This window comes from Pseudorhodoferax sp. Leaf274 (assembly GCF_001422445.1).
In the GTDB taxonomy this organism is placed as follows: domain Bacteria; phylum Pseudomonadota; class Gammaproteobacteria; order Burkholderiales; family Burkholderiaceae_C; genus Pseudorhodoferax.
In genome coordinates this window covers 1-18,038 of record NZ_LMNA01000014.1, presented here as the reverse complement: position 1 = coordinate 18,038, position 18,038 = coordinate 1, and the positions used below count along the sequence as shown (strand labels likewise).

General features: G+C 69.5%; 17 protein-coding genes. 2 read left to right on the top strand and 15 right to left on the bottom strand.

Annotated elements, in window-relative coordinates; genetic code table 11:
• Positions 1 to 138: 138 nt before the first annotated feature.
• The 13 genes from ASF44_RS31840 to ASF44_RS16670 form a co-directional block, all read right to left on the bottom strand.
• Positions 139 to 339 (bottom strand): hypothetical protein, encoded by a 201-nt coding sequence (locus ASF44_RS31840; RefSeq protein WP_156374533.1) that lies wholly within the window; start codon positions 337 to 339, stop codon positions 139 to 141.
• Positions 340 to 1,044: 705 nt separating this feature from the next.
• Positions 1,045 to 2,724 carry an MFS transporter gene (locus tag ASF44_RS16725; protein ID WP_056900371.1) on the bottom strand — a complete coding sequence of 560 codons (1,680 nt, stop codon included), beginning with the start codon at positions 2,722 to 2,724 and terminating at the stop codon, positions 1,045 to 1,047.
• A gap of 155 nt (positions 2,725 to 2,879) precedes the next feature.
• On the bottom strand, positions 2,880 to 4,172 hold the full coding sequence (locus ASF44_RS16720) for a DUF3422 family protein (RefSeq protein ID WP_056900370.1): 1,293 nt from the start codon (positions 4,170 to 4,172) through the stop codon (positions 2,880 to 2,882).
• Positions 4,173 to 4,206: 34 nt separating this feature from the next.
• On the bottom strand, positions 4,207 to 4,848 hold the full coding sequence (locus ASF44_RS16715; RefSeq protein WP_056900369.1) for a 2-hydroxychromene-2-carboxylate isomerase: 642 nt from the start codon (positions 4,846 to 4,848) through the stop codon (positions 4,207 to 4,209).
• Positions 4,845 to 5,069, bottom strand: coding sequence for a DUF1289 domain-containing protein (locus tag ASF44_RS16710; RefSeq protein ID WP_082524827.1), 225 nt, complete (start codon positions 5,067 to 5,069; stop codon positions 4,845 to 4,847). The genes ASF44_RS16715 and ASF44_RS16710 overlap by 4 nt, the downstream gene beginning before the upstream one ends.
• Positions 5,066 to 5,563 carry a YbaK/EbsC family protein gene (locus ASF44_RS16705; RefSeq protein ID WP_056900368.1) on the bottom strand — a complete coding sequence of 166 codons (498 nt, stop codon included), beginning with the start codon at positions 5,561 to 5,563 and terminating at the stop codon, positions 5,066 to 5,068. The genes ASF44_RS16710 and ASF44_RS16705 overlap by 4 nt, the downstream gene beginning before the upstream one ends.
• Positions 5,564 to 5,589: 26 nt before the next feature.
• Entirely contained in the window at positions 5,590 to 6,510 is a 921-nt protein-coding gene (locus ASF44_RS16700) for a hydroxymethylglutaryl-CoA lyase (RefSeq protein WP_056900367.1), read from the bottom strand.
• Between the two features lie 116 nt (positions 6,511 to 6,626).
• Positions 6,627 to 7,544, bottom strand: coding sequence for a glyoxylate/hydroxypyruvate reductase A (locus ASF44_RS16695; RefSeq protein WP_056900366.1), 918 nt, complete (start codon positions 7,542 to 7,544; stop codon positions 6,627 to 6,629).
• 37 nt (positions 7,545 to 7,581) lie between these two features.
• The gene (locus tag ASF44_RS16690; protein ID WP_056900365.1) at positions 7,582 to 9,594 is read right to left on the bottom strand and encodes an acetyl/propionyl/methylcrotonyl-CoA carboxylase subunit alpha; all 2,013 of its coding nucleotides are present in this window, start codon (positions 9,592 to 9,594) and stop codon (positions 7,582 to 7,584) included.
• A gap of 3 nt (positions 9,595 to 9,597) precedes the next feature.
• Entirely contained in the window at positions 9,598 to 10,305 is a 708-nt protein-coding gene (locus ASF44_RS16685; RefSeq protein ID WP_056900364.1) for a DUF4126 domain-containing protein, read from the bottom strand.
• Between the two features lie 2 nt (positions 10,306 to 10,307).
• Positions 10,308 to 11,084 carry an enoyl-CoA hydratase/isomerase family protein gene (locus tag ASF44_RS16680; RefSeq protein WP_369820934.1) on the bottom strand — a complete coding sequence of 259 codons (777 nt, stop codon included), beginning with the start codon at positions 11,082 to 11,084 and terminating at the stop codon, positions 10,308 to 10,310.
• A gap of 16 nt (positions 11,085 to 11,100) precedes the next feature.
• Positions 11,101 to 12,732, bottom strand: coding sequence for a carboxyl transferase domain-containing protein (locus ASF44_RS16675; RefSeq protein ID WP_056900362.1), 1,632 nt, complete (start codon positions 12,730 to 12,732; stop codon positions 11,101 to 11,103).
• Positions 12,733 to 12,891: 159 nt separating this feature from the next.
• Entirely contained in the window at positions 12,892 to 13,086 is a 195-nt protein-coding gene (locus ASF44_RS16670; protein WP_235579242.1) for a hypothetical protein, read from the bottom strand.
• A 100-nt stretch (positions 13,087 to 13,186) separates the two neighbouring features.
• Here ASF44_RS16670 and ASF44_RS31095 point away from each other — a divergent pair, with 100 nt between their 5' ends.
• The gene (locus ASF44_RS31095) at positions 13,187 to 13,855 is read left to right on the top strand and encodes a trimeric intracellular cation channel family protein (protein ID WP_082524826.1); all 669 of its coding nucleotides are present in this window, start codon (positions 13,187 to 13,189) and stop codon (positions 13,853 to 13,855) included.
• A 4-nt stretch (positions 13,856 to 13,859) separates the two neighbouring features.
• On the opposite strand, the gene ASF44_RS16665 is transcribed toward ASF44_RS31095, so the two are convergent.
• Positions 13,860 to 16,001: a hypothetical protein gene (locus tag ASF44_RS16665; RefSeq protein ID WP_200930619.1), complete on the bottom strand. Its 2,142-nt coding sequence runs from the start codon at positions 15,999 to 16,001 to the stop codon at positions 13,860 to 13,862.
• Between the two features lie 287 nt (positions 16,002 to 16,288).
• Here ASF44_RS16665 and ASF44_RS16660 point away from each other — a divergent pair, with 287 nt between their 5' ends.
• Positions 16,289 to 16,660: a hypothetical protein gene (locus tag ASF44_RS16660; RefSeq protein ID WP_056900360.1), complete on the top strand. Its 372-nt coding sequence runs from the start codon at positions 16,289 to 16,291 to the stop codon at positions 16,658 to 16,660.
• A 545-nt stretch (positions 16,661 to 17,205) separates the two neighbouring features.
• On the opposite strand, the gene ASF44_RS16655 is transcribed toward ASF44_RS16660, so the two are convergent.
• Positions 17,206 to 17,673, bottom strand: coding sequence for a helix-turn-helix domain-containing protein (locus ASF44_RS16655; protein ID WP_056900359.1), 468 nt, complete (start codon positions 17,671 to 17,673; stop codon positions 17,206 to 17,208).
• Between the last annotated feature and the right edge of the window lie 365 nt (positions 17,674 to 18,038).

Below are 18,038 nucleotides of genomic sequence, written 5' to 3'. Positions count from 1 at the left end.
TGTATGCATAAATCGATTGAATTTCTGACTTCATGCATAAATTCGGTGAAATCGTGCAGTTCCGACCACGCAATTCAAGCCGTCACGAAAGAATGCATGCAATTCTTTTCATTGAATTTCTATGCGCACGAATGAAAATCAAACATTGAGTTCAGTCGACCAATATTCATCTGTATGCAAAACATCCGCGATGCATTGGTTCGCCGTCTGCCTGGCGTTGGCCACCCTGTCGCCTTCCGCGCAGGCCGGAATGGCTTCCAAGGCAACCAGCGCCACGGTCCCATGCCCGACGGCTGCAGCAGCCATGCCGGCACCGGCGCGTGCAGTGGTCAGACGCAAGGCCGCAGTGAACCCGTCGACCGTGACGACGCCGACTGTCGGCCTTCAGCGGCCGGCAACACGGAAAGTGAACCCGTCCCGCGTCAAGCCGAAAACCGCGCCGACCGCCGCGGCCGCGCCATCTCCACACGTTGGCTGCGCGCCTGCGTCCGTCGTCGCCCCGCCCGCGCTGAGCACCTTGATCACGGGCGCATCGCCAGCCCCGGCTTACCCGTCCAGTGCGCTGCCACCGTTCGCGGTGCCACTGGATGCCGTGCCGGCCGTCATCGATGGCGTGCCAGACACGGGCGCACCCGTAGCGCCCTACGCCATGCCGGCGCTCATCGACGACGCAACGGGCGCCCGCGCGCCTGTCATGTCGTCCAACGCTCCGTTTCCATGGGCTCCGGCCTTATTCGTCGGAGGTAAGCCCTTCCACCCAGGAACGGTGGGCGAGAACTCGTGGCCTTCCCTGCCCGCGCAGCCCGCAGCGCCATCGCTGCCGGAAATGCCACGCGAAACCGACCGCGAAATCGGGCTCCCGGTGCCACCACCTGGGAATCCGGATCTGCTTCCGGTCATCCCATCGCTTCCTGAGGAAGCCGGCCCGGCCGAGGTGCCTGAGCCTGCCAGCCTGGCACTTGTGCTGTCGGGGTTGCTGGCAGTCTGGGCGCAAGCTGTGCGCAAGGGCCGCCGCGTGCGCGGCCGCTTGCAACAGCGCCGCCTTCAGTCGTTGGCGTAGATGTCGTTGTCCTTGGTCTCCTTGACGAACAAGGTGCCAATGACCAGCGTGACGGCCGCGATGATGATGGGATACCACAGGCCGTTGTACATGTTGCCGGTCTGCGCCACGATGGCCAGCGCGGTGGCTGGCAGCAAGCCGCCGAACCAGCCATTGCCGATGTGGTACGGCAGGCTCATCGAGGTGTAGCGGATGCGCGTTGGGAACATCTCCACCAGCATGGCTGCGATCGGCCCGTACACCATGGTCACCAGGATCACGAGGTAGACCAGGATCACCACCGCCAGGAAGGTGTTCATCTTGGCCGGGTCGGCCTTGGCCGGGTAGCCCGCGGCCTTCAGGTCGTCGCTGACCGCCTTCTTCAGTGCGGAATCCTTGGCCTTCAGTTCATCGGCCGGCAGGCCAGCCGCGTTGTAGCTCGTGATGACCTGCTCGCCGATCTTGATGGTCGCCGGCGCGCCGGCCGGGCCCGCCACGTTCTCATAGCTGACCGAACTGGCCGACAGCACCTGCTTGGCGATGTCGCAAGAACTTGTGAACTTGGACGTTCCCGTGGGATTGAACTGGAACGAGCACTCCTTGGGGTCCGCCGTCACGATCACCTGGTTCTTGGCCTGGGCCGCGGCGAGGTCGGGGTTGACGGCCTTGGTCAGTGCGTTGAACACCGGGAAGTACGTCAGCACCGCCAGCAGGCAGCCCGCCATGATGATGGGCTTGCGGCCGATCCGGTCCGACAGGCTGCCGAAGATCACGAAGAACGGGGTGGCGATGATCAGCGAGATCGCGATCAGGATGTTGGCCGTGGCGCCATCGAGCTTGAGCGCGCCGGTCAGGAAGAACAGCGCGTAGAACTGTCCCGTGTACCAGACGACGGCCTGGCCGGCGGTCAGGCCCACCAGCGCCAGGATCACGATCTTCAGGTTGCGCCATTGGCCGAAGGATTCGGTCAGCGGTGCCTTGGAGACCTTGCCCTCGGCCTTCATCTTCACGAAGGCCGGAGACTCGTTCATGGACAGCCGGATGTAGACCGACACGCCCAGCAGCAGGATGGACACCAGGAACGGAATGCGCCAGCCCCATTCGGCGAAGGCGGCCTCGCCGATGGCGGTGCGCACGCCAAGGATCACCAGCAGCGACAGGAACAGGCCCAGCGTGGCCGTGGTCTGGATCCACGACGTGTAGAACCCGCGCTTGCCCGGGGGCGCATGCTCGGCCACGTAGGTGGCAGCGCCGCCGTACTCGCCGCCCAGCGCCAGGCCCTGCAGCATGCGCAGCACGATCAGGATGATGGGCGCGGCCACGCCGATGCTGGCGTAGCCGGGCAGCAGGCCGACGATGAAGGTCGACAGGCCCATCAGCAAGATGGTGACCAGGAAGGTGTACTTGCGCCCGATCATGTCGCCCAGTCGCCCGAACACCAGGGCGCCGAATGGCCGCACGATGAAGCCCGCGGCAAACGCCAGCAGCGAGAAGATGGTGCGTGAGGCGGGGTCCAGTGCCGAGAAGAACTGGTTGCCGATGATCACGGCCAGGGTGCCGTAGAGGTAGAAGTCGTACCACTCGAACACCGTGCCGATGGACGAGGCGAGGATGACCTTGCGCTCCTCCTTGGTCATGGGGCGGCTGGCCTGGACCGGCTTGCCCCCCTGCATTGTGGCTGCCATTGCGTGTGTCTCCTGTTGTGTAGCAGGCTCCCGGAACGAGAGCCCGGGCGCATTCTTGGAGCGGCCACTGACCCGTCTCTGACACCGGGCCAACGCATTCTTACAACTTCAGTACTAACCCGCGCCCGCCATTTCGGTATGTGGGTTGCATCGCCTCAGTGGCTGAACATGCGCCGGTGCAACTGCCGCAACGACCACCACACGGTTCCTGCCACCAACGGGATGGCGAGCGCGGCCGTGCTCTCCGGCGACCAAGGCCAACCCAGCTTCTGCGCGCCCTTGGCCAGGTAGCTGACCAAGCCGACGATGTAGTAGGTGATGGCGGCCACCGACAGGCCTTCGACCGTGGATTGCAACTTGAGCTGCAGGTCCTGCCGCTTGTTCATGGTGGCCAGCAGGGCCTGGCTGCTTTGCTGCTGCTCGATCTCCACGCGCGTGCGCAACAGGTTGCTGGTGCGCGAGACGCGTTGCGAGAGCGCATCCTGCCGGCGCGCGGCCCACTCGCAGGTCTTGCGCGCGGGCGTCAGGCGCCGGTCCATGAATTCCGCAATGGTCTGCAGGCCGGCCCGGCGCACCTCGGCGATGTCCGCGATGCGGCTGTCCATGAGTTCGAAATACGCGCTGCTGGCCGAGAAGCGCGAATGCGTGGCCGCGTGCTGGCTCTCGACCTGGCCGGCCAGCCGCGTCAGCCGGTCCAGCAGCGCCGGCTCGGCATCCCGGTCGGCGCTGCGGATGGCTTCGGCCAGGGCGGCCAGTTCGCCTTCGGCGCTGGCCAGCACCGCGCTGGCACGCCGCGCCGCAGGCAGGCCCAGCATGGCGACCATGCGGTAGGTCTCGATCTCCAGCAGCCGCTGCACGAGCCGGCCCAGCCGGCGCGTGGACAGGCTGCCCACGCGCAACAGCATGCGCGAACCGCCGTCGGCGTGGATCGTGAAATCGGTGTAGACCTCCGCCAGGCCGCCCGCCACGCTGGAGCCGACCTGTGGGTCCTCGTGCAACCAGTGGCGCGCCAGGGCCTCGACCTCGCCGTCGCGCGCGGCGAGCACCCACAGGTTCAGGTGCGACAGGCACTGGCCCGGCAGCGTGGCCAGCCAGTCCCGCGGCACCGCCGTGGCGGCGCTGTCGGCGACGCGCTCGGCCGAAGGCGGGGTTGCCATCGGCAGCATGAAGGTCCAGGTCACGAACTCGGTGTGCAGCTCCCAACGCAGGCGCAACGGCCCCAGGCTGGCGCGCAGGTGCGTGGTGTGGTCGTCGGGCGGCGGCTGGTGGTGGTCGCGCAGCAGAGCCGCCAAATGGGCCCGGCTGGCGGCGCGGCCCTCGGCGTCCGCCAGCATGACAACGTGCGTGATGGCCAGGGGTGTCGACAAAGCCTCGGGCGGCCGGGCGTGGACTTCGTTGTGCAGCAGGGCCCGGTCGGGGTGCTGGCTGAGCGCGGTGGAGGGCAGCATCGTGGCGCGATTCTGCCCGCCCCCCGCAGAGCGGCTACGGCTGGCGGTCGAGCGCCGACGGCCGTTGCGGCGCCTCGTCCCAGGCGCTGGAGCCGAACCAGGCATCGCCCTCGAGGTAGGCACGCAGCATGGGCAGCGCGTCCAGGCCCCAGAACACCCGGCCGTCCACCACGCATGCAGGCACACCGAACACGCCTGCGGCCGTGGCGGCCTCGGTGTTGGCGCGCAGCGTGGCTTTCGCATCCTCGCCGGCCGGATCGCGCACCGGCGCCAGTTCGGCCGCCAGCTGCTGCATGCGCTGCGGCGCATTGGCATCGGCGCCGCCCCGCCAGACATGGCGGAACACGGTTTCGCAGCTGGAGCGGTTGGGCTGTGGTCCGGCGCCGCAGGCCAGCGCCAGGCGCAGCAGCGGCAAGGGCGCAAACGGGTGCTCGGCCGGCAGGTCCATGGGCACGCCGTGCTGGTGCGCCAGCCACAGCACCTGGCGGTAGATGAAGGCCCGCTTGGCCGGGATCTCGGCCGGGCCGCGCAGGCCATGTTCGCGCAGCACGGCGCCCAGCAGCACGGGCTTGTACTGCACCTGGTAGCTCAAGCCCTGCAGGGCCACGGGCAAAGTCTCGAACGCCAGGTAGGCGTAGGGCGAGAGGAAGTCCAGGTAAAAGTCGATCTGCTTCATGCCACGGCCTCACTTGCGCGGTCCAGCACCAGCCGCCACACGGCCCGGCGCGCGGCATCGTCCATGCGCGACCAGCCAGCGATCTCCTCGAGCCGGCGCAGGCAGCCTTCGCACAGGCCATCGGCCCCCATGCGGCAGACCGAGACGCAGGGCGAGCCCACATCGCCGTTGGCGGCCAGCATGCGCGGGCCGCGCCGCAGCAGGGCCTGGGCCGGCGTCATGGTTCCTGCACCACGTCGGCCACGGGTGCGCCCGTCAGCGCTTGCAGATCCTGCGGCCGCAGCTTGAACACGCCATGCGGGTGGCCGGCCGCGGCCCAGATCTCCTCGAAGCGGAACAGCTCGCGGTCGATCAGCGTGACGGGCGGCGTGGCGTGCGCCAGCGGCGCCACGCCGCCGATGGAAAAACCGGTCCGGCTCTTGACGAACTCGGCGTCGGCGCGGCCGGTCTTGCCGACCAGGGCTTCGACCTTCTTCTCGTCCACGCGCCGGTCGCCCGAGGTGACGACCAGCACGGCCGCATCGTCGCTCTTGCGCCGGAAGATGATGCTCTTGGCGATCTGCCCCACCGCGATGCCCAGCGCATCGGCGGCCTGCTGGGCCGTGCGCGCGGCATCGTCCAGCATCCGCGGCGCATGCGGATGGGCCTTGTCCAGCAGTGCCCGCGCCACGCGCTGCACGCCATCGGGCAGCGTCGTCAGTTCAGATCCACACACGGCTCGCTCCTGTCTCTTGTGCCGGTTCAGCCGCAACGCTTGGTGCGGATGGCCTTGGACACGCGCGAGTGCGGCTCGCGGCCAATCACTTCGCTGACGTACACGCCCGCGTCGATCAGCTTGTCCAGGTCGATGCCGGTTTCGATGCCCATGCCATGCAGCATGTAGACCACGTCCTCGGTCGCCACGTTGCCGGTCGCGCCCTTGGCGTAGGGACAGCCGCCCAGGCCGGCCACCGACGACTGGAAGTTCCACACGCCCAGTTCCAGCGCGGCCAGCGTGTTCGACAGGGCCTGGCCGTAGGTGTCGTGGAAATGCCCGGACACATCGTCGATGCCGAAATGCGCCAGCGTGGCCTGCACCGCGGCCTGCACCGTGCGCGGCGTGCCGACGCCGATGGTGTCGGCCACGTCGACCCGCTGCACGCCGATGCCCTTCATGAGTCCGGCCAGGTAGCCCACCTTGCCGGGCGCGATCTCGCCCTCGTAGGGGCAGCCCACCGTGCACGACATCGCGCCGCGCACCGCGATGCCCTTGGCCAGCGCCGCATCCACCACGGGCGCGAAACGCTCGATGCTCTCGGCGATGGAGCAGTTGATGTTCTTCTGGCTGAAGGCCTCGCTGGCCGCGCCGAACACCACGATCTCGTCCGGCCACTCCTCGCGCGGAGCGGCGATGGCCGCCTCGAAGCCCTTGAGGTTGGGCGTCAGCACCGAGTAGCGCACGCCGCCCTGGCGCTGGATGCCATGCATCACCTGCGCGTTGTCGGCCATCTGCGGCACCCACTTGGGGCTGACAAAGCTGGTCACCTCGATCTCGCGCAGGCCGGCCTCCTGCAGCCGCTGCACCAGGCCGATCTTCGCCTCGGCAGACACGGGCTGCTTTTCGTTCTGCAGCCCGTCACGCGGGCCGACGTCGATGATCCGGACGCGGGGGGGAAGCTTCATGGTGTGTCTCTTGGTGGCTGCGGGCGGGCCCGCAAGCGTAGCGCATCGGGCGTGACCTGTTGCGGGCATCCAGACCAGCCGACGGCGCCGCGCCCGCTGCATCGGTCACCGCGGATTCAGTACCCCCGCTCCAGGTCCACCACGCCGGCCACCGCCTCGCCGCGCGACAGCGCGCGGATCTTGCCGGCGATCTGCGCGATCGACTCGCGCCGCAGTGTGCGCGCCGAGCCGTGCGGCGTGATGCTGATCTTCGGATGCCGCCAGAACGCGTGCGCGGCCGGCAGCGGCTCGGTCTCGAACACGTCGAGCGTGGCACCGGCCAACTGGCCGCTGTCGAGCAGGGGGATCAGGTCGTCCTCGACCAGGTGGCCGCCGCGCGCGATGTTGACCAGGTAGCCCCCCGGCCGGAGCGCCGACAGCGTGGTCTTGTTCAGGATGCCGCGCGTGGCGTCCGTCAGCGGCAACAGGTTGACGAGCATGCGCGTGCCGACCAGGAAGTCGCCGAGCCGCGCTTCGCCCGCGTAGGTGCGCACGCCCTCGATCTCCTTGCGCGAGCGGCTCCAGCCGAGCACCGGGAACTCGAACTGCGCCACGGCCTTGGCCACGCGCTCGCCCAGCACGCCCAGACCCAGGATGCCGACCGGGAAGTCGGCCCGCTCGCGCGGCTTGCGGTAGACCCAGCGGCCGGCACGGGCCTCGGCCTCGTAGACGTCGAATTCGCGGAAATGCCGGATCAGCGCATGGCACACGTACTCGGCCATCTGCACCGACATGCCGGCGTCGTCCAGCCGCACGATGCGCGTGCCGGCGGGAATGCTGAGCTTCATGAGCGCGTCCACGCCCGCGCCGATGTTGAACAGGGCCTGCAGCCTGGGTTGCGCGTCGATGAAGGACTGCGGCGGCGCCCAGACCACGGCGTGGTCGGCGGGCGGCTGGCCGGGCTCCCAGGCCAGCACCTCGGCGTCCGGCAGTTCGGCCTGCAGGCCTTGGACCCAGGGCTCGGGCTTCTCGGGGAGGCAGACGGTGATGCGCATCGGGATCGGGCCTTTTTGGACAAAGTCCAGATCGTAACTATGCGGCCAGCCTGAGCAGCTCCGCCCCCTCGGCCACCTGGTCGCCGGGTGCGTACAGCAATTCGGCCACCGTGCCATCGGCCGGTGCGGCGATGGTGTGCTCCATCTTCATGGCCTCCATTACCGCCAGGGCCTGGCCCTTGGCGACCTTGTCGCCGGCCTTGACCGAGAACGACACCACCTTGCCCGGCATCGGCGCCGTGAGCCGGCCACCCTCGGCCTGGTGCTCGCCGGCATGGGCCAGCGCGTCCGTCAGCAGCACCTGCGTGGCGCCCTGCGGCGCGAACAGGTGCACGGTCTCGCCCTGGCGCACGCAGCCCAGCACCACGCGCCGGCCGGCGAACTGCAGGTCGATGCGGCCGTCGGCGCGGGCGCCGAAGGCCAGCACGCCGCTGGTCTCGCCCACGCGCAGCTGCAGCGCGCCATCGTGCAGCACGCGCAACTCGGCCGTGCCGGCATCGCCGCGGAAGCTGTAGTCGATCCGCCGCAGCAGCGGCGTGTAGGCGCGCCAGCCGTCGCGCCGGCTCCAGGGATCGCTCCAGGTGCCTGGCGCCGGTTGGTCGGCGGCCTGCTCCGCCTGCAGGAGCTGGGCCACCGCGCCGGCCACCGCCAGGGCCAGTCCGAGCGGCTCCTGGTCGAACAGCACGGCGCGCTCGCGCTGGATCAGCGCGGTGTCCAGGTCCGCCTCGGCAAACGAGCGGCTGGCCAGCACATGGCGCAGGAACTGCACGTTGTTCTGCACGCCGACCACGCGCATGTCGGCCAACGCCTGGTCCAGCCGCGCCAGCGCCTGCGCGCGCGTGTCGCCGTGCACGATGAGCTTGGCGATCATGGAGTCGTAGAACGGCGAGATCGCATCGCCCTCCCGCACGCCCGAATCCACGCGCACCGGCCCGCGCTCGAAACGCACGCAGTCGGGCAACCGGTAGGCGGCGAGCAGGCCCGTGGCGGGCAGGAACTGCTTGTCGGGGTTCTCGGCGCAGATGCGCGCCTCGATCGCATGGCCCTGGATGCGCAACTGGTCCTGCCGCAGCGGCAGCGGCTCGCCGCTGGCCACGCGCAGCTGCCACTCCACGAGGTCCAGGCCGGTGATGGCCTCGGTCACCGGGTGCTCCACCTGCAGCCGCGTGTTCATCTCCATGAAGAAGAAGTCCATCGTGCCGTCCGGCCGCTGCTCGACGATGAACTCCACCGTGCCGGCGCCCACGTAGTTCACGGCACGGGCCGCGGCCACGGCGGCCTCGCCCATCTGCTGGCGCATCGCCTCGGTCATGCCGGGCGCGGGCGCCTCTTCCAACACCTTCTGGTGGCGCCGCTGCACCGAGCAGTCGCGTTCGAACAGGTAGACGGCATGGCCCTGCGTGTCGCCGAACACCTGGATTTCGATGTGGCGCGGGCGCTGCACGTACTTCTCGATCAGCACCGCATCCATGCCGAAGCTGTTGATCGCCTCGCGCTTGCAGGAAGCCAGCGCCGCGGCGAAATCCTCCGCCTTGTCGACCGCGCGCATGCCCTTGCCCCCGCCGCCCGCGCTGGCCTTGATCAGGACCGGGTAGCCGATGCGGTCGGCCTCGCGCGCCAGCAGGGCCTCGTCCTGGTCGGCGCCGTGGTAGCCCGGCACCAGCGGCACGCCGGCCTTCTCCATGAGCTGCTTGGATTCGGCCTTCAGGCCCATGGCCTGGATCGCGGACGCGGGCGGGCCGATGAAGACCAGGCCGGCGTCCAGGCAGGCCTGGGCGAACTCCTCGTTCTCGCTCAGGAAACCGTAGCCCGGGTGGACGGCCTGCGCACCCGTGGCCCTGGCCGCTTCGAGGATGCGTTCCCAGCGCAGGTAGCTGTCCTTGGGCGCGCTGCCGCCGATGTGCACGGCCTCGTCGCAGGCCTGCACGTGCTGGGCGTCGGCGTCGGCATCGGAATAGACGGCGACGGTCCGAACGCCCATGCGGCGCGCGGTGGCCGCGACCCGGCAGGCGATCTCTCCACGGTTGGCGATCAGGATTTTCTTGAACATGTCTCAGCTACCTTGGGATGCGGTGTTCGAAAACAGGGACGCCAGCCTGCGCGCCAGCAGACGCAGGAACTTGAACAGCACGACCAGCAGCAACACGCTCAGCACGAGCACGAGCAACAGGCAGATGCCGAAGGCGACGGGGTGGTGGGTGGCCAGCCAGACGGCCGCCACCACGAGGCCGTCTTCCAGCAGGCTCAGGCCCAGGTTGGAGAACGGTTCGGGCGAGGTGTTGGCCGCCGCGCGCGTGGTGGCCTTGGTGGCGAAGGACGTGGCCGCGAGCGAACCGCCCAGCAGCCCGGCCACGGCCCCCATGGTGCCGCTGTCGGCGCCGAACACGCCGGCCGCCAGCGCCGCGCCGGCCGGGATGCGGACCACCGAATGCAGCAGGTCCCACAACGAGTCCAGGCCCGGAATCTTGTCGGCGAAGAACTCCACGAACAGCATGAACCCACTGGCCGCGAGCATGGCCGGATGCTGCAGCACATGCAGCCCCTGCGGCAGCGGCAGCCAGCCCAGCCAGCCGGACATGCCGACCAGGAACACCACGGCGTACAGCCGGATGCCGCTGGCCCAGCCCAGCACGCCAGCCAGGGCCAGCAGCTGGGCCATGTCGAGCCCGCTGGCGCCCGCCTGCGCCACGCTCCCGGCCTGGCCCGCCGCCGCGCCCAGCCAGGCGGCCAGGGCGCTCCACCAATGGGCCAGCAGATCCATGCTCAGCGCGCCAGCCAGGCGGGGGCGCGCTTGTTGAGGAAGGACTGCACGCCCTCGCGCCCCTCGGCACTCGCGCGGATGTCGGCGATGCCGGCCACCGTGGCGGCGATCAGCGCGGCGTCGATGTCGCGCCCGGCCACGTCCTGCACGAGCTTCTTGCAGGCCTTGACCGCCTCGGGGCCGGCGTTCACGAGCGCCTGTGCCAGCTCGGCGACCTTGGCGTCCAGCGCGTCGGCCGGCACCACGGCGTGCACGAAGCCGATGCGCAGCGCCTCGGCCGCGTCGAAGCGCTCGGCCGTCAGGAAGTAACGGTGCGCGGCCCGCGGCCCCATGGCGCGGACCACATAGGGGCTGATGGTGGCCGGGATCAGGCCGAGCTTGACCTCCGACAGGCAGTAGCCCGCCGTGTCGGCCGAGACGGCGATGTCGCAAGCCGCCACCAGGCCGGTGCCGCCGGCGTAGGCATCGCCCTGCACGCGCGCGATCGTGGGCTTGGGGCAGGCATAGAGCACGCGCAGCATCTCGGCCAGCTTGCCGGCGTCCGCCAGGTTCTCTTCGCGCGTGTAGTCGGCCATGCGGCGCATCCAGTGCAGGTCGGCGCCAGCGCAGAAGGACTTGCCTTCGGCCGCCAGCACGATGCAGCGCACGTCGTCGCGCGCACCCAGTTCGCTGAAGGCAGCCGTCAGCGCGGCGATGAGCTCGTCGTTGAAGGCGTTGCGCACGTCGGCCCGTGTGAGCGTGACGGTGGCGATGTGGTTCTGGACTTGGGTGGTGAGCATGGCCATGGCAGGTCTCCTACATGCGGAACACGCCGAACTTCGGCTCGGGAATGGGTGCGTTCAGCGCGGCTGACAGGCCCAGTGCCAGCACACGGCGCGTGTCGGCCGGGTCGATCACGCCATCGTCCCAGAGCCGGGCCGTGGCGTAGTAGGGGTGGCCCTGGTGTTCGTACTGCTCGCGGATCGGCGCCTTGAAGGCGGCCTCTTCCTCGGCGCTCCACTGCCCGCCCTTGGCCTCGATGCCGTCGCGCTTGACGGTGGCCAGCACGCTGGCGGCCTGCTCGCCGCCCATCACGCTGATGCGCGCGTTCGGCCACATCCAGAGAAAGCGCGGCGAGTAGGCGCGTCCGCACATGCCGTAGTTGCCTGCACCGAAGCTGCCACCGATCACCACGGTGAACTTGGGCACGTTGACGGTGGCCACGGCCGTGACCATCTTGGCGCCGTGGCGTGCGATGCCCTCGTTCTCGTAGCGCTTGCCGACCATGAAGCCGGTGATGTTCTGCAGGAACACCAGCGGGATCTTGCGCTGGCCGCACAGCTCGATGAAGTGCGCGCCCTTCTGCGCGGCCTCGGAGAACAGCACGCCCTGGTTCGCAAGGATCCCCACCGGCATGCCCTCGATGTGGGCGAAGCCGCAGACCAGCGTGGTGCCGAAGCGCGCCTTGAACTCGGCGAAGGCGCTGTCGTCCACGATGCGGGCGATGACCTCGCGCACGTCGTAGGGCTTGCGCGTGTCCGCCGGGATCACGCCGTAGAGCTCCTCGGCGGCAAAGCGCGGCGGGCGGCTTTCCTGCAGCGCCATCTGCGCCAGTTGCGGCGCCTTGCTGCGGTTCAGGTGGGCCACGGCCTGGCGCGCCAGCACCAGCGCGTGCGCGTCGTCCTGGGCCAGGTGGTCGGCCACGCCCGAGAGGCGCGTGTGCACGTCGCCACCGCCCAGGTCTTCGGCCGAGACCACCTCGCCGGTGGCCGCCTTCACCAGCGGCGGGCCGGCCAGGAAGATGGTGCCCTGCTCCTTGACGATGATGGACTCGTCGCTCATGGCCGGCACGTAGGCGCCGCCCGCCGTGCACGAGCCCATCACCACGGCGACCTGGGCGATGCCCTGGGCGCTCATGTTGGCCTGGTTGTAGAAGATGCGGCCGAAGTGCTCGCGGTCGGGGAACACGTCGTCCTGGTTGGGCAGGTTGGCACCGCCCGAGTCGACGAGGTAGATGCAGGGCAGCCGGTTCTGCTGCGCGATCTCCTGCGCGCGCAGATGCTTCTTCACCGTCATCGGGTAGTAGGTGCCGCCCTTGACCGTGGCGTCGTTGCAGACCACCACGCAGTCCACGCCGCTGACGCGGCCGATGCCACAAATGATGCCGGCACAGGGCGCGCTGTCGCTGCCGTCGCGGTCGGGGTACATGGCCAGCGCGGCCAGGGGCGAGAACTCGAGGAAGGGCGTGCCCGGGTCCAGCAGCATCTGCACGCGCTCGCGCGGCAGCAGCTTGCCGCGCGACTGGTGCTTGGCGCGGGCGGCTGCGCCGCCGCCCTCGGCCGTCTGCGCCAGCCTGGCCTGCAGGTCCGCGACAGCGGCGCGCAGTACCTCGGCATTGGCCTGGAACTCCGCGGAGCGGACGTTGAGTTTGGACTGCAGGACGGACATGGATCTTTCGTCTCCAGGAAGAGGCGCCAAGCGTACCCGCTGCGGCCGTGCAATTGCGGCCACGAGGGTTGCAGATCGTGCCAGCTCCTGGCCCGAAACCGCCTGGAGAAGACGCCCAGCTCCGCCCTGCTTTGCCGGGTCGCTGCGTCCGGCGGCTTCTCAGGCCGGCGCGGGCGCCGGTTGGGCGCGCAGGCGCACGTGGAGGGCGTGCGTGCCCGCGGCCAGTGCGGCCTCGTAGCTGTCGCTGGGTTCCGCTGCACGGTGCGCCACCTTGGTCGGCCGGCCGCGCGCATCGGTCTCTGCGAGGGTCCAAACGAAGGCGCCCGGCACGGGCTCCTCCACCAGAAGTTGCATGGCAGGATGTGTCATGGCTTGATGCTGCGCCGGGCTGGCCGCGGGTGGTGTCGGACATGGCCCCGTCCTGCGTCCTGCGGGGCGGCTACCATCGCGCCCCATGCCAACGCTGCCGCTGGGCCAGGTCCTGACGCTGTCGAACGCACAGACTGCGATCGAGGCGGCCGCGACCTTGGCGTTCGCGGCATCCGGCCTGCTGGCGGCGGCACGCAAGCGGCTCGATGCCGTTGGCGTGTGCATCGTGTCCGGCCTGGCCGCGTTCGGCGGCGGCACCCTGCGCGACGTGCTGCTGGACCGCCGGCCCTTCTTTTGGGTCGAACACGCGGGCTGGCTCTGGGCGCTGCTGGCACTGTGCGTGGCAGCCATGCTGTTCCTGCGCACCCGCCACTTCGCGGCGACCGAGCGCGCCATGCAATGGCCCGACGCGTTCGGCCTGGGCCTGTTCGCCGCCAGCGGCACGCAGATCGCGCTGCAGGCCGGTTCGCCGGCGGTGGTCGCCGTGCTGATGGGCACGATGACGGCGGTGTTCGGCGGCGTGCTGCGCGACATCGTCTGCAACGAGATCCCGCGCGCCTTCAGCGACCACCAGCCCTACGCCGTCTGCGCCTTCATGGGCGGCTGGGTGGTGGTGCTGGGGCACCGGCTGGCGATGGACGACTGGCTCGGCCTGGTGGCCGGTGCCGGCACGGCCCTGCTGCTGCGGGCCATCGCACTGTGGACCGGCTGGACGCTGCCGGCCTGGCACACCGGCGAGGCGCCGCGCGACTGATGCGTCAGGCCGCGGGCATCCAGGCCGCGAACACACCCCAGCGCCACGCGGCAAGCGCCAACGCCAACACGAGCAGACCGGCCAGCCAGGGCAGCGCGCTGCGTGGCGCGAACGGATCGCGCAGCCGGCGCGTGCCGGGCGGCAGCTGCGCGGTCTGCGAGAGCGAGGCACCGAGCCGCACGTTCAGCCGCATGCGCCCGTTGATGGCCCAGCCGCTGGCGTCCAGGATGGGCCCCAGGCTGCGCTGGCGCAGCTTGAGCCAGGCGATCAGCATGCTGGGCCCGGAGATCGACAGCACGATGCCCAGCAGACCCATCGGAATCCACCACCCCAGGTCCACGAACTTGGTGAACAGCCCGACCATCACGGCACTGATGCTGCCCAGCGCCACGCCGAGTGCCGCCACGGTGCCCACGTCGACGCGGCTGCGCCCACCAGCCGCCGCCGCACCCGCCGCACCCGGCGCCGCCGCGGCGGGCGCGGCCTTGTCCACGGTGCTCAGTTGCCCGGCCAGGTTGCCCAGGCGGTTCTGCTGCGTTGCATCGCCCGCGGCGGCCCGCTTGGCCACCTGCTCCTCGATCATGCGCAGGAACTTCTTGTAAGGCGACAGGAAGGCCTGGCCGATGCTGATCGGGTTCTCGATGACCTTGACGATGCGCGCGTCCCAGTCGCGCCCTTCGCGGTCGTAGAACAGGCCGTTGCGGCCCACGAACAGGAAATCGACATCGCCGGCCGTGAACGCGGCGGCCACCGTCATCTTCTCCTTGCCGCGCACGCACTCGCAGTAGGCCAGGTAGGTCTTGGCCAGGCCGGCCACCACGGCGTGCTTGCCGGCGTCGGCGACCTGCACCGTGAGCTCGCAGCTGCGCCCGTCCAGATAGAGCCGGCCCGCCTGGAACACGGCGCCTTCGCGGTGGTAGAAGGCCTCGAACGAAACGAAGTTGCGCACCAGCACCGCCAGGTCGCGCTGCAGCCGCACCAGCTTCTCCAGCGCATTCACGCGGCCCTGCTGGCCGCCGGCGGCGGTGTCCTGCGCGATCAGGTCGAGCACACGCGCCTGGGCTTCGGCAGGCGTCTCGCCCACCAGCGCCCGCAGCTTCTCGCTGCCCAGCGCAGCCACCGCGCCGGGCGGGCGCCGCAGCAACCAGGCCCGGCAGGGCGCCACATGCTCCTTCAGGCGCTGCCAGCCGGCCTCGTCCAATGCGTCTGCGGGCTGCGCGCCGAGCAACGGCAGCACGGCGCTGTCGCGCAGCGTGCGCAGGGCCGCCTGCCAGGCCGGGTGCGCCAGCGCATCCAACGGCAGCGCCCGGCCGGCGGCCACCGGCGCCAGCGGCAGTTGTGCCAGCGGCGCCGTGTCCAGTGCCAGCGGCTGCAGCGCGTGGTTGCGCAGCTGCTCCGGCGTCGGCGTGCTCAGTGCCGCGGCGGCCTCGGGGTCGTAGCTGGCCAGGCGGCAGCGCGCGAAGAAGTCCTCGACCTTGGCGTACACGGCCTCGACCGCCTGCGCCGCCGCGCGCAGCGTGCCGCAGTCGCGCTCGCCCTGGGCATGCCAGGCGAACAGCGCCTCGGCCTCGGCGAAGAAGGCCTTGACGCGCGCGGCATCGACACCCGGCGTGCCGCCCGCATCGGCGATGCCGCCCTGTGTCGCCAGGATCTGCGCGACCAGCGCACGCAGGGCCTCGTCGTCCGCCGCGGTCTCCGGCAGCACGACGCCATCACCGTTGAAGCGCTCGCCAGCCAGGTGCTTCTGCCGCTCCGCCAGCTCCGGCAGGCCGATGTCGGCCGCGTCTACCTGGCCATGGCGCTCCAAGGTGCGCCGCGCTTCCTCGGCCAGCGCGAGGCCTTCCTCGCTCTCGGCCAGGTCAGCCAGCGCGAGGCGATCGCCGCCGCGCAGCAGGCGCTCTGGATCACGCAGGCGTGCGCAAGCCCATTCGCAGGCATCGATCAACTCGGGCGCGCGGATGCGGCCATCGTTGTCGGTGTCGATGAGGTCCAGCGTGCGTGCGTCGAAGTGCAGGCCGCGCGTCGGACAAGCCAGCGCGACCCACAGCTTCTGGTCGAGTTCGCGCAAATGGAGAAGGTCGGCGCCACGGGCGATCAGCACCTGATCGACGCCGCCGGCGCGAAAGAACTGCCAGGCGTGGGACATGGATTTCGAGCGGGCGGCCGCCGGGGCGGGGCCACCAGGGAAAAACAAGACAAGGGCGAGCGCCGAGCTTGCCGCGCCGCATCGCGCGCCGTCTATCGACCAACACCAGCCATGCGCGTAGGACAAGGCCACACCGACGCCGCGCCGGTGCACCAACGCCACACGACTGAAACCCATGAAACATGGGGAGCCGCCCTGTACGCAGTTGTGACGCATGAAACCCGCGGTTGCATGCGTGTCCGGCCCAGGCTGCAACCCGGTCGCTAAATTGCGGGGCAGGAGAAAGCATGGCACGCAGGACTTACTCGGCAGTCGTTGCAGGCACCGCCCTCGGGGGCCGGTCGGACCTGATCAAGGCGTTCGCGCGCCAGGGCGCCGAGGTGCAGTTGCGTCGCGAAGTGGCCAGCAAGCACCCGGAAGCGATCGGCGTCTGGCTGCGCTGCCCCCGCTTCTGGGGCCTGTGGAAGACCTGGGCGCACATCGGCTTCGTCGAACACGATGGCGATCACCATTGGGCCCAGAAGATCGACACCGGGCGGCTGCGCGTGGTCAAGGCCTGGGTGCACAGCGCGCATGCGCCCTTGGAGCACCATCGGCCCAAGGTGCAGTTGCGGGTGACCTTCGAAGGGGATGCAGCGCGCCAGGACATCCGCTGGTGACCGCCTCCCCGCGCCCGCCGCACTGGGCGGGCGTCAGCTGGGCCGCGTGGGTATTCGCACGTCCGTCCTGGTCAAGCGCGCCACCTGCAGCGGCGGCATGCCGAGTTGCTTGCACAGCCTGCGCTGGAACAGCGTCAGGCGCGGGATTCGGCTCTGCGATTCAGCGGGCAACGAAACCTCCTTGGACGGACGCCACAGCATAGCCGCGGTCCATGCGATCCGCGTGCGCTGGGTGCAAGCCTGTTGCTTTGGTCCCAATGGTCCGCCGGCGTCCTGTCTCGTACCGGCGAAAAAAAGCCCGCTCAGCAGCGGGCTTCTTGGAATTGGCCGTGGACTCTTGCGCGGTTCACGTTTACGACCCTCTGGGGAGTTCTCCCCGATGCGCTCGGGTGGGGCGAGAGAAGCCTGATCTCCAACAGCCCACACTTCCTAGTGGACAGGGGCGCAAGCGCCAACGGAACAAATGGTATTCGGGCCGCATGACAGTTCGGCGACCGGCGAGCGCATGGCGCTGTAGGACAAGACCGCATTGCAAGCGCCGCGCATCAAGCCGCCGCCTCCCCAGCGCGGCCATCCGCCAACGCGATGGCATCGGCGATCTGCGCAGCCCGCGCACCCACGTCGGGGTTCTCCGCGATCTGGACCAGCAGCGGTGCGATGCTGGCGCGGGCCAGCGGACTCAGCGTGGACAGCGCGGCACCGAGGTCGACGAGGGTGACGCCCACGGTGGCTGCCCGCGACGTTGGCACGGCGCCCCTGCCCGGGCCAGCGGCAGCGCCAGCCACTTCGCTGCCCGCCGCCGCTTCTTCCCATCCGCCCTGGCCGGTTGCCAGCCAATCCACCTGAACCCCGAGCGCGCTGGCAAGGCCTGGCAAATCGCGCGGCCTGTCGCGCGTACCCGCCTCCAGCTCGCCGATCGCGCCCGGCAAGACACAGATCGCCTTCGCCAGCGCGGCCTGCGTGAGGCCGCGCCGCTCACGCGCCCACTTCACCCTTGATCCGATTGAGTCCATCGTGCGCGACGCCTTTCAGGAAAAGAACCCGCGATGGTCAGGAAGCATGCGGGTCGCTGATGTTTTTGAGAATGACCGAAGCTGTCAGATGGTGGGATTGTCGGAATCGAAAATCTCACGCAACCCCGCGCCGCGTAACAGATCTATATCTGGATGATTTTGCAGATACCGACAAAAATACCGACAAAAAACCTTGTGTAGCCACCACGCAACGCAAACGGAGAATCCACCAAGTAGTCAGCGCTATAGAAGAGGTCGAGGGACTACGTTCGTAATAGTCCGCCCAGTGCCATCCTTGGCGACGGCGATGAACGTCAGGCAGTCACGTCGACGACGTGCTGGAGCAGCGCGAAGGAGATGCGCCA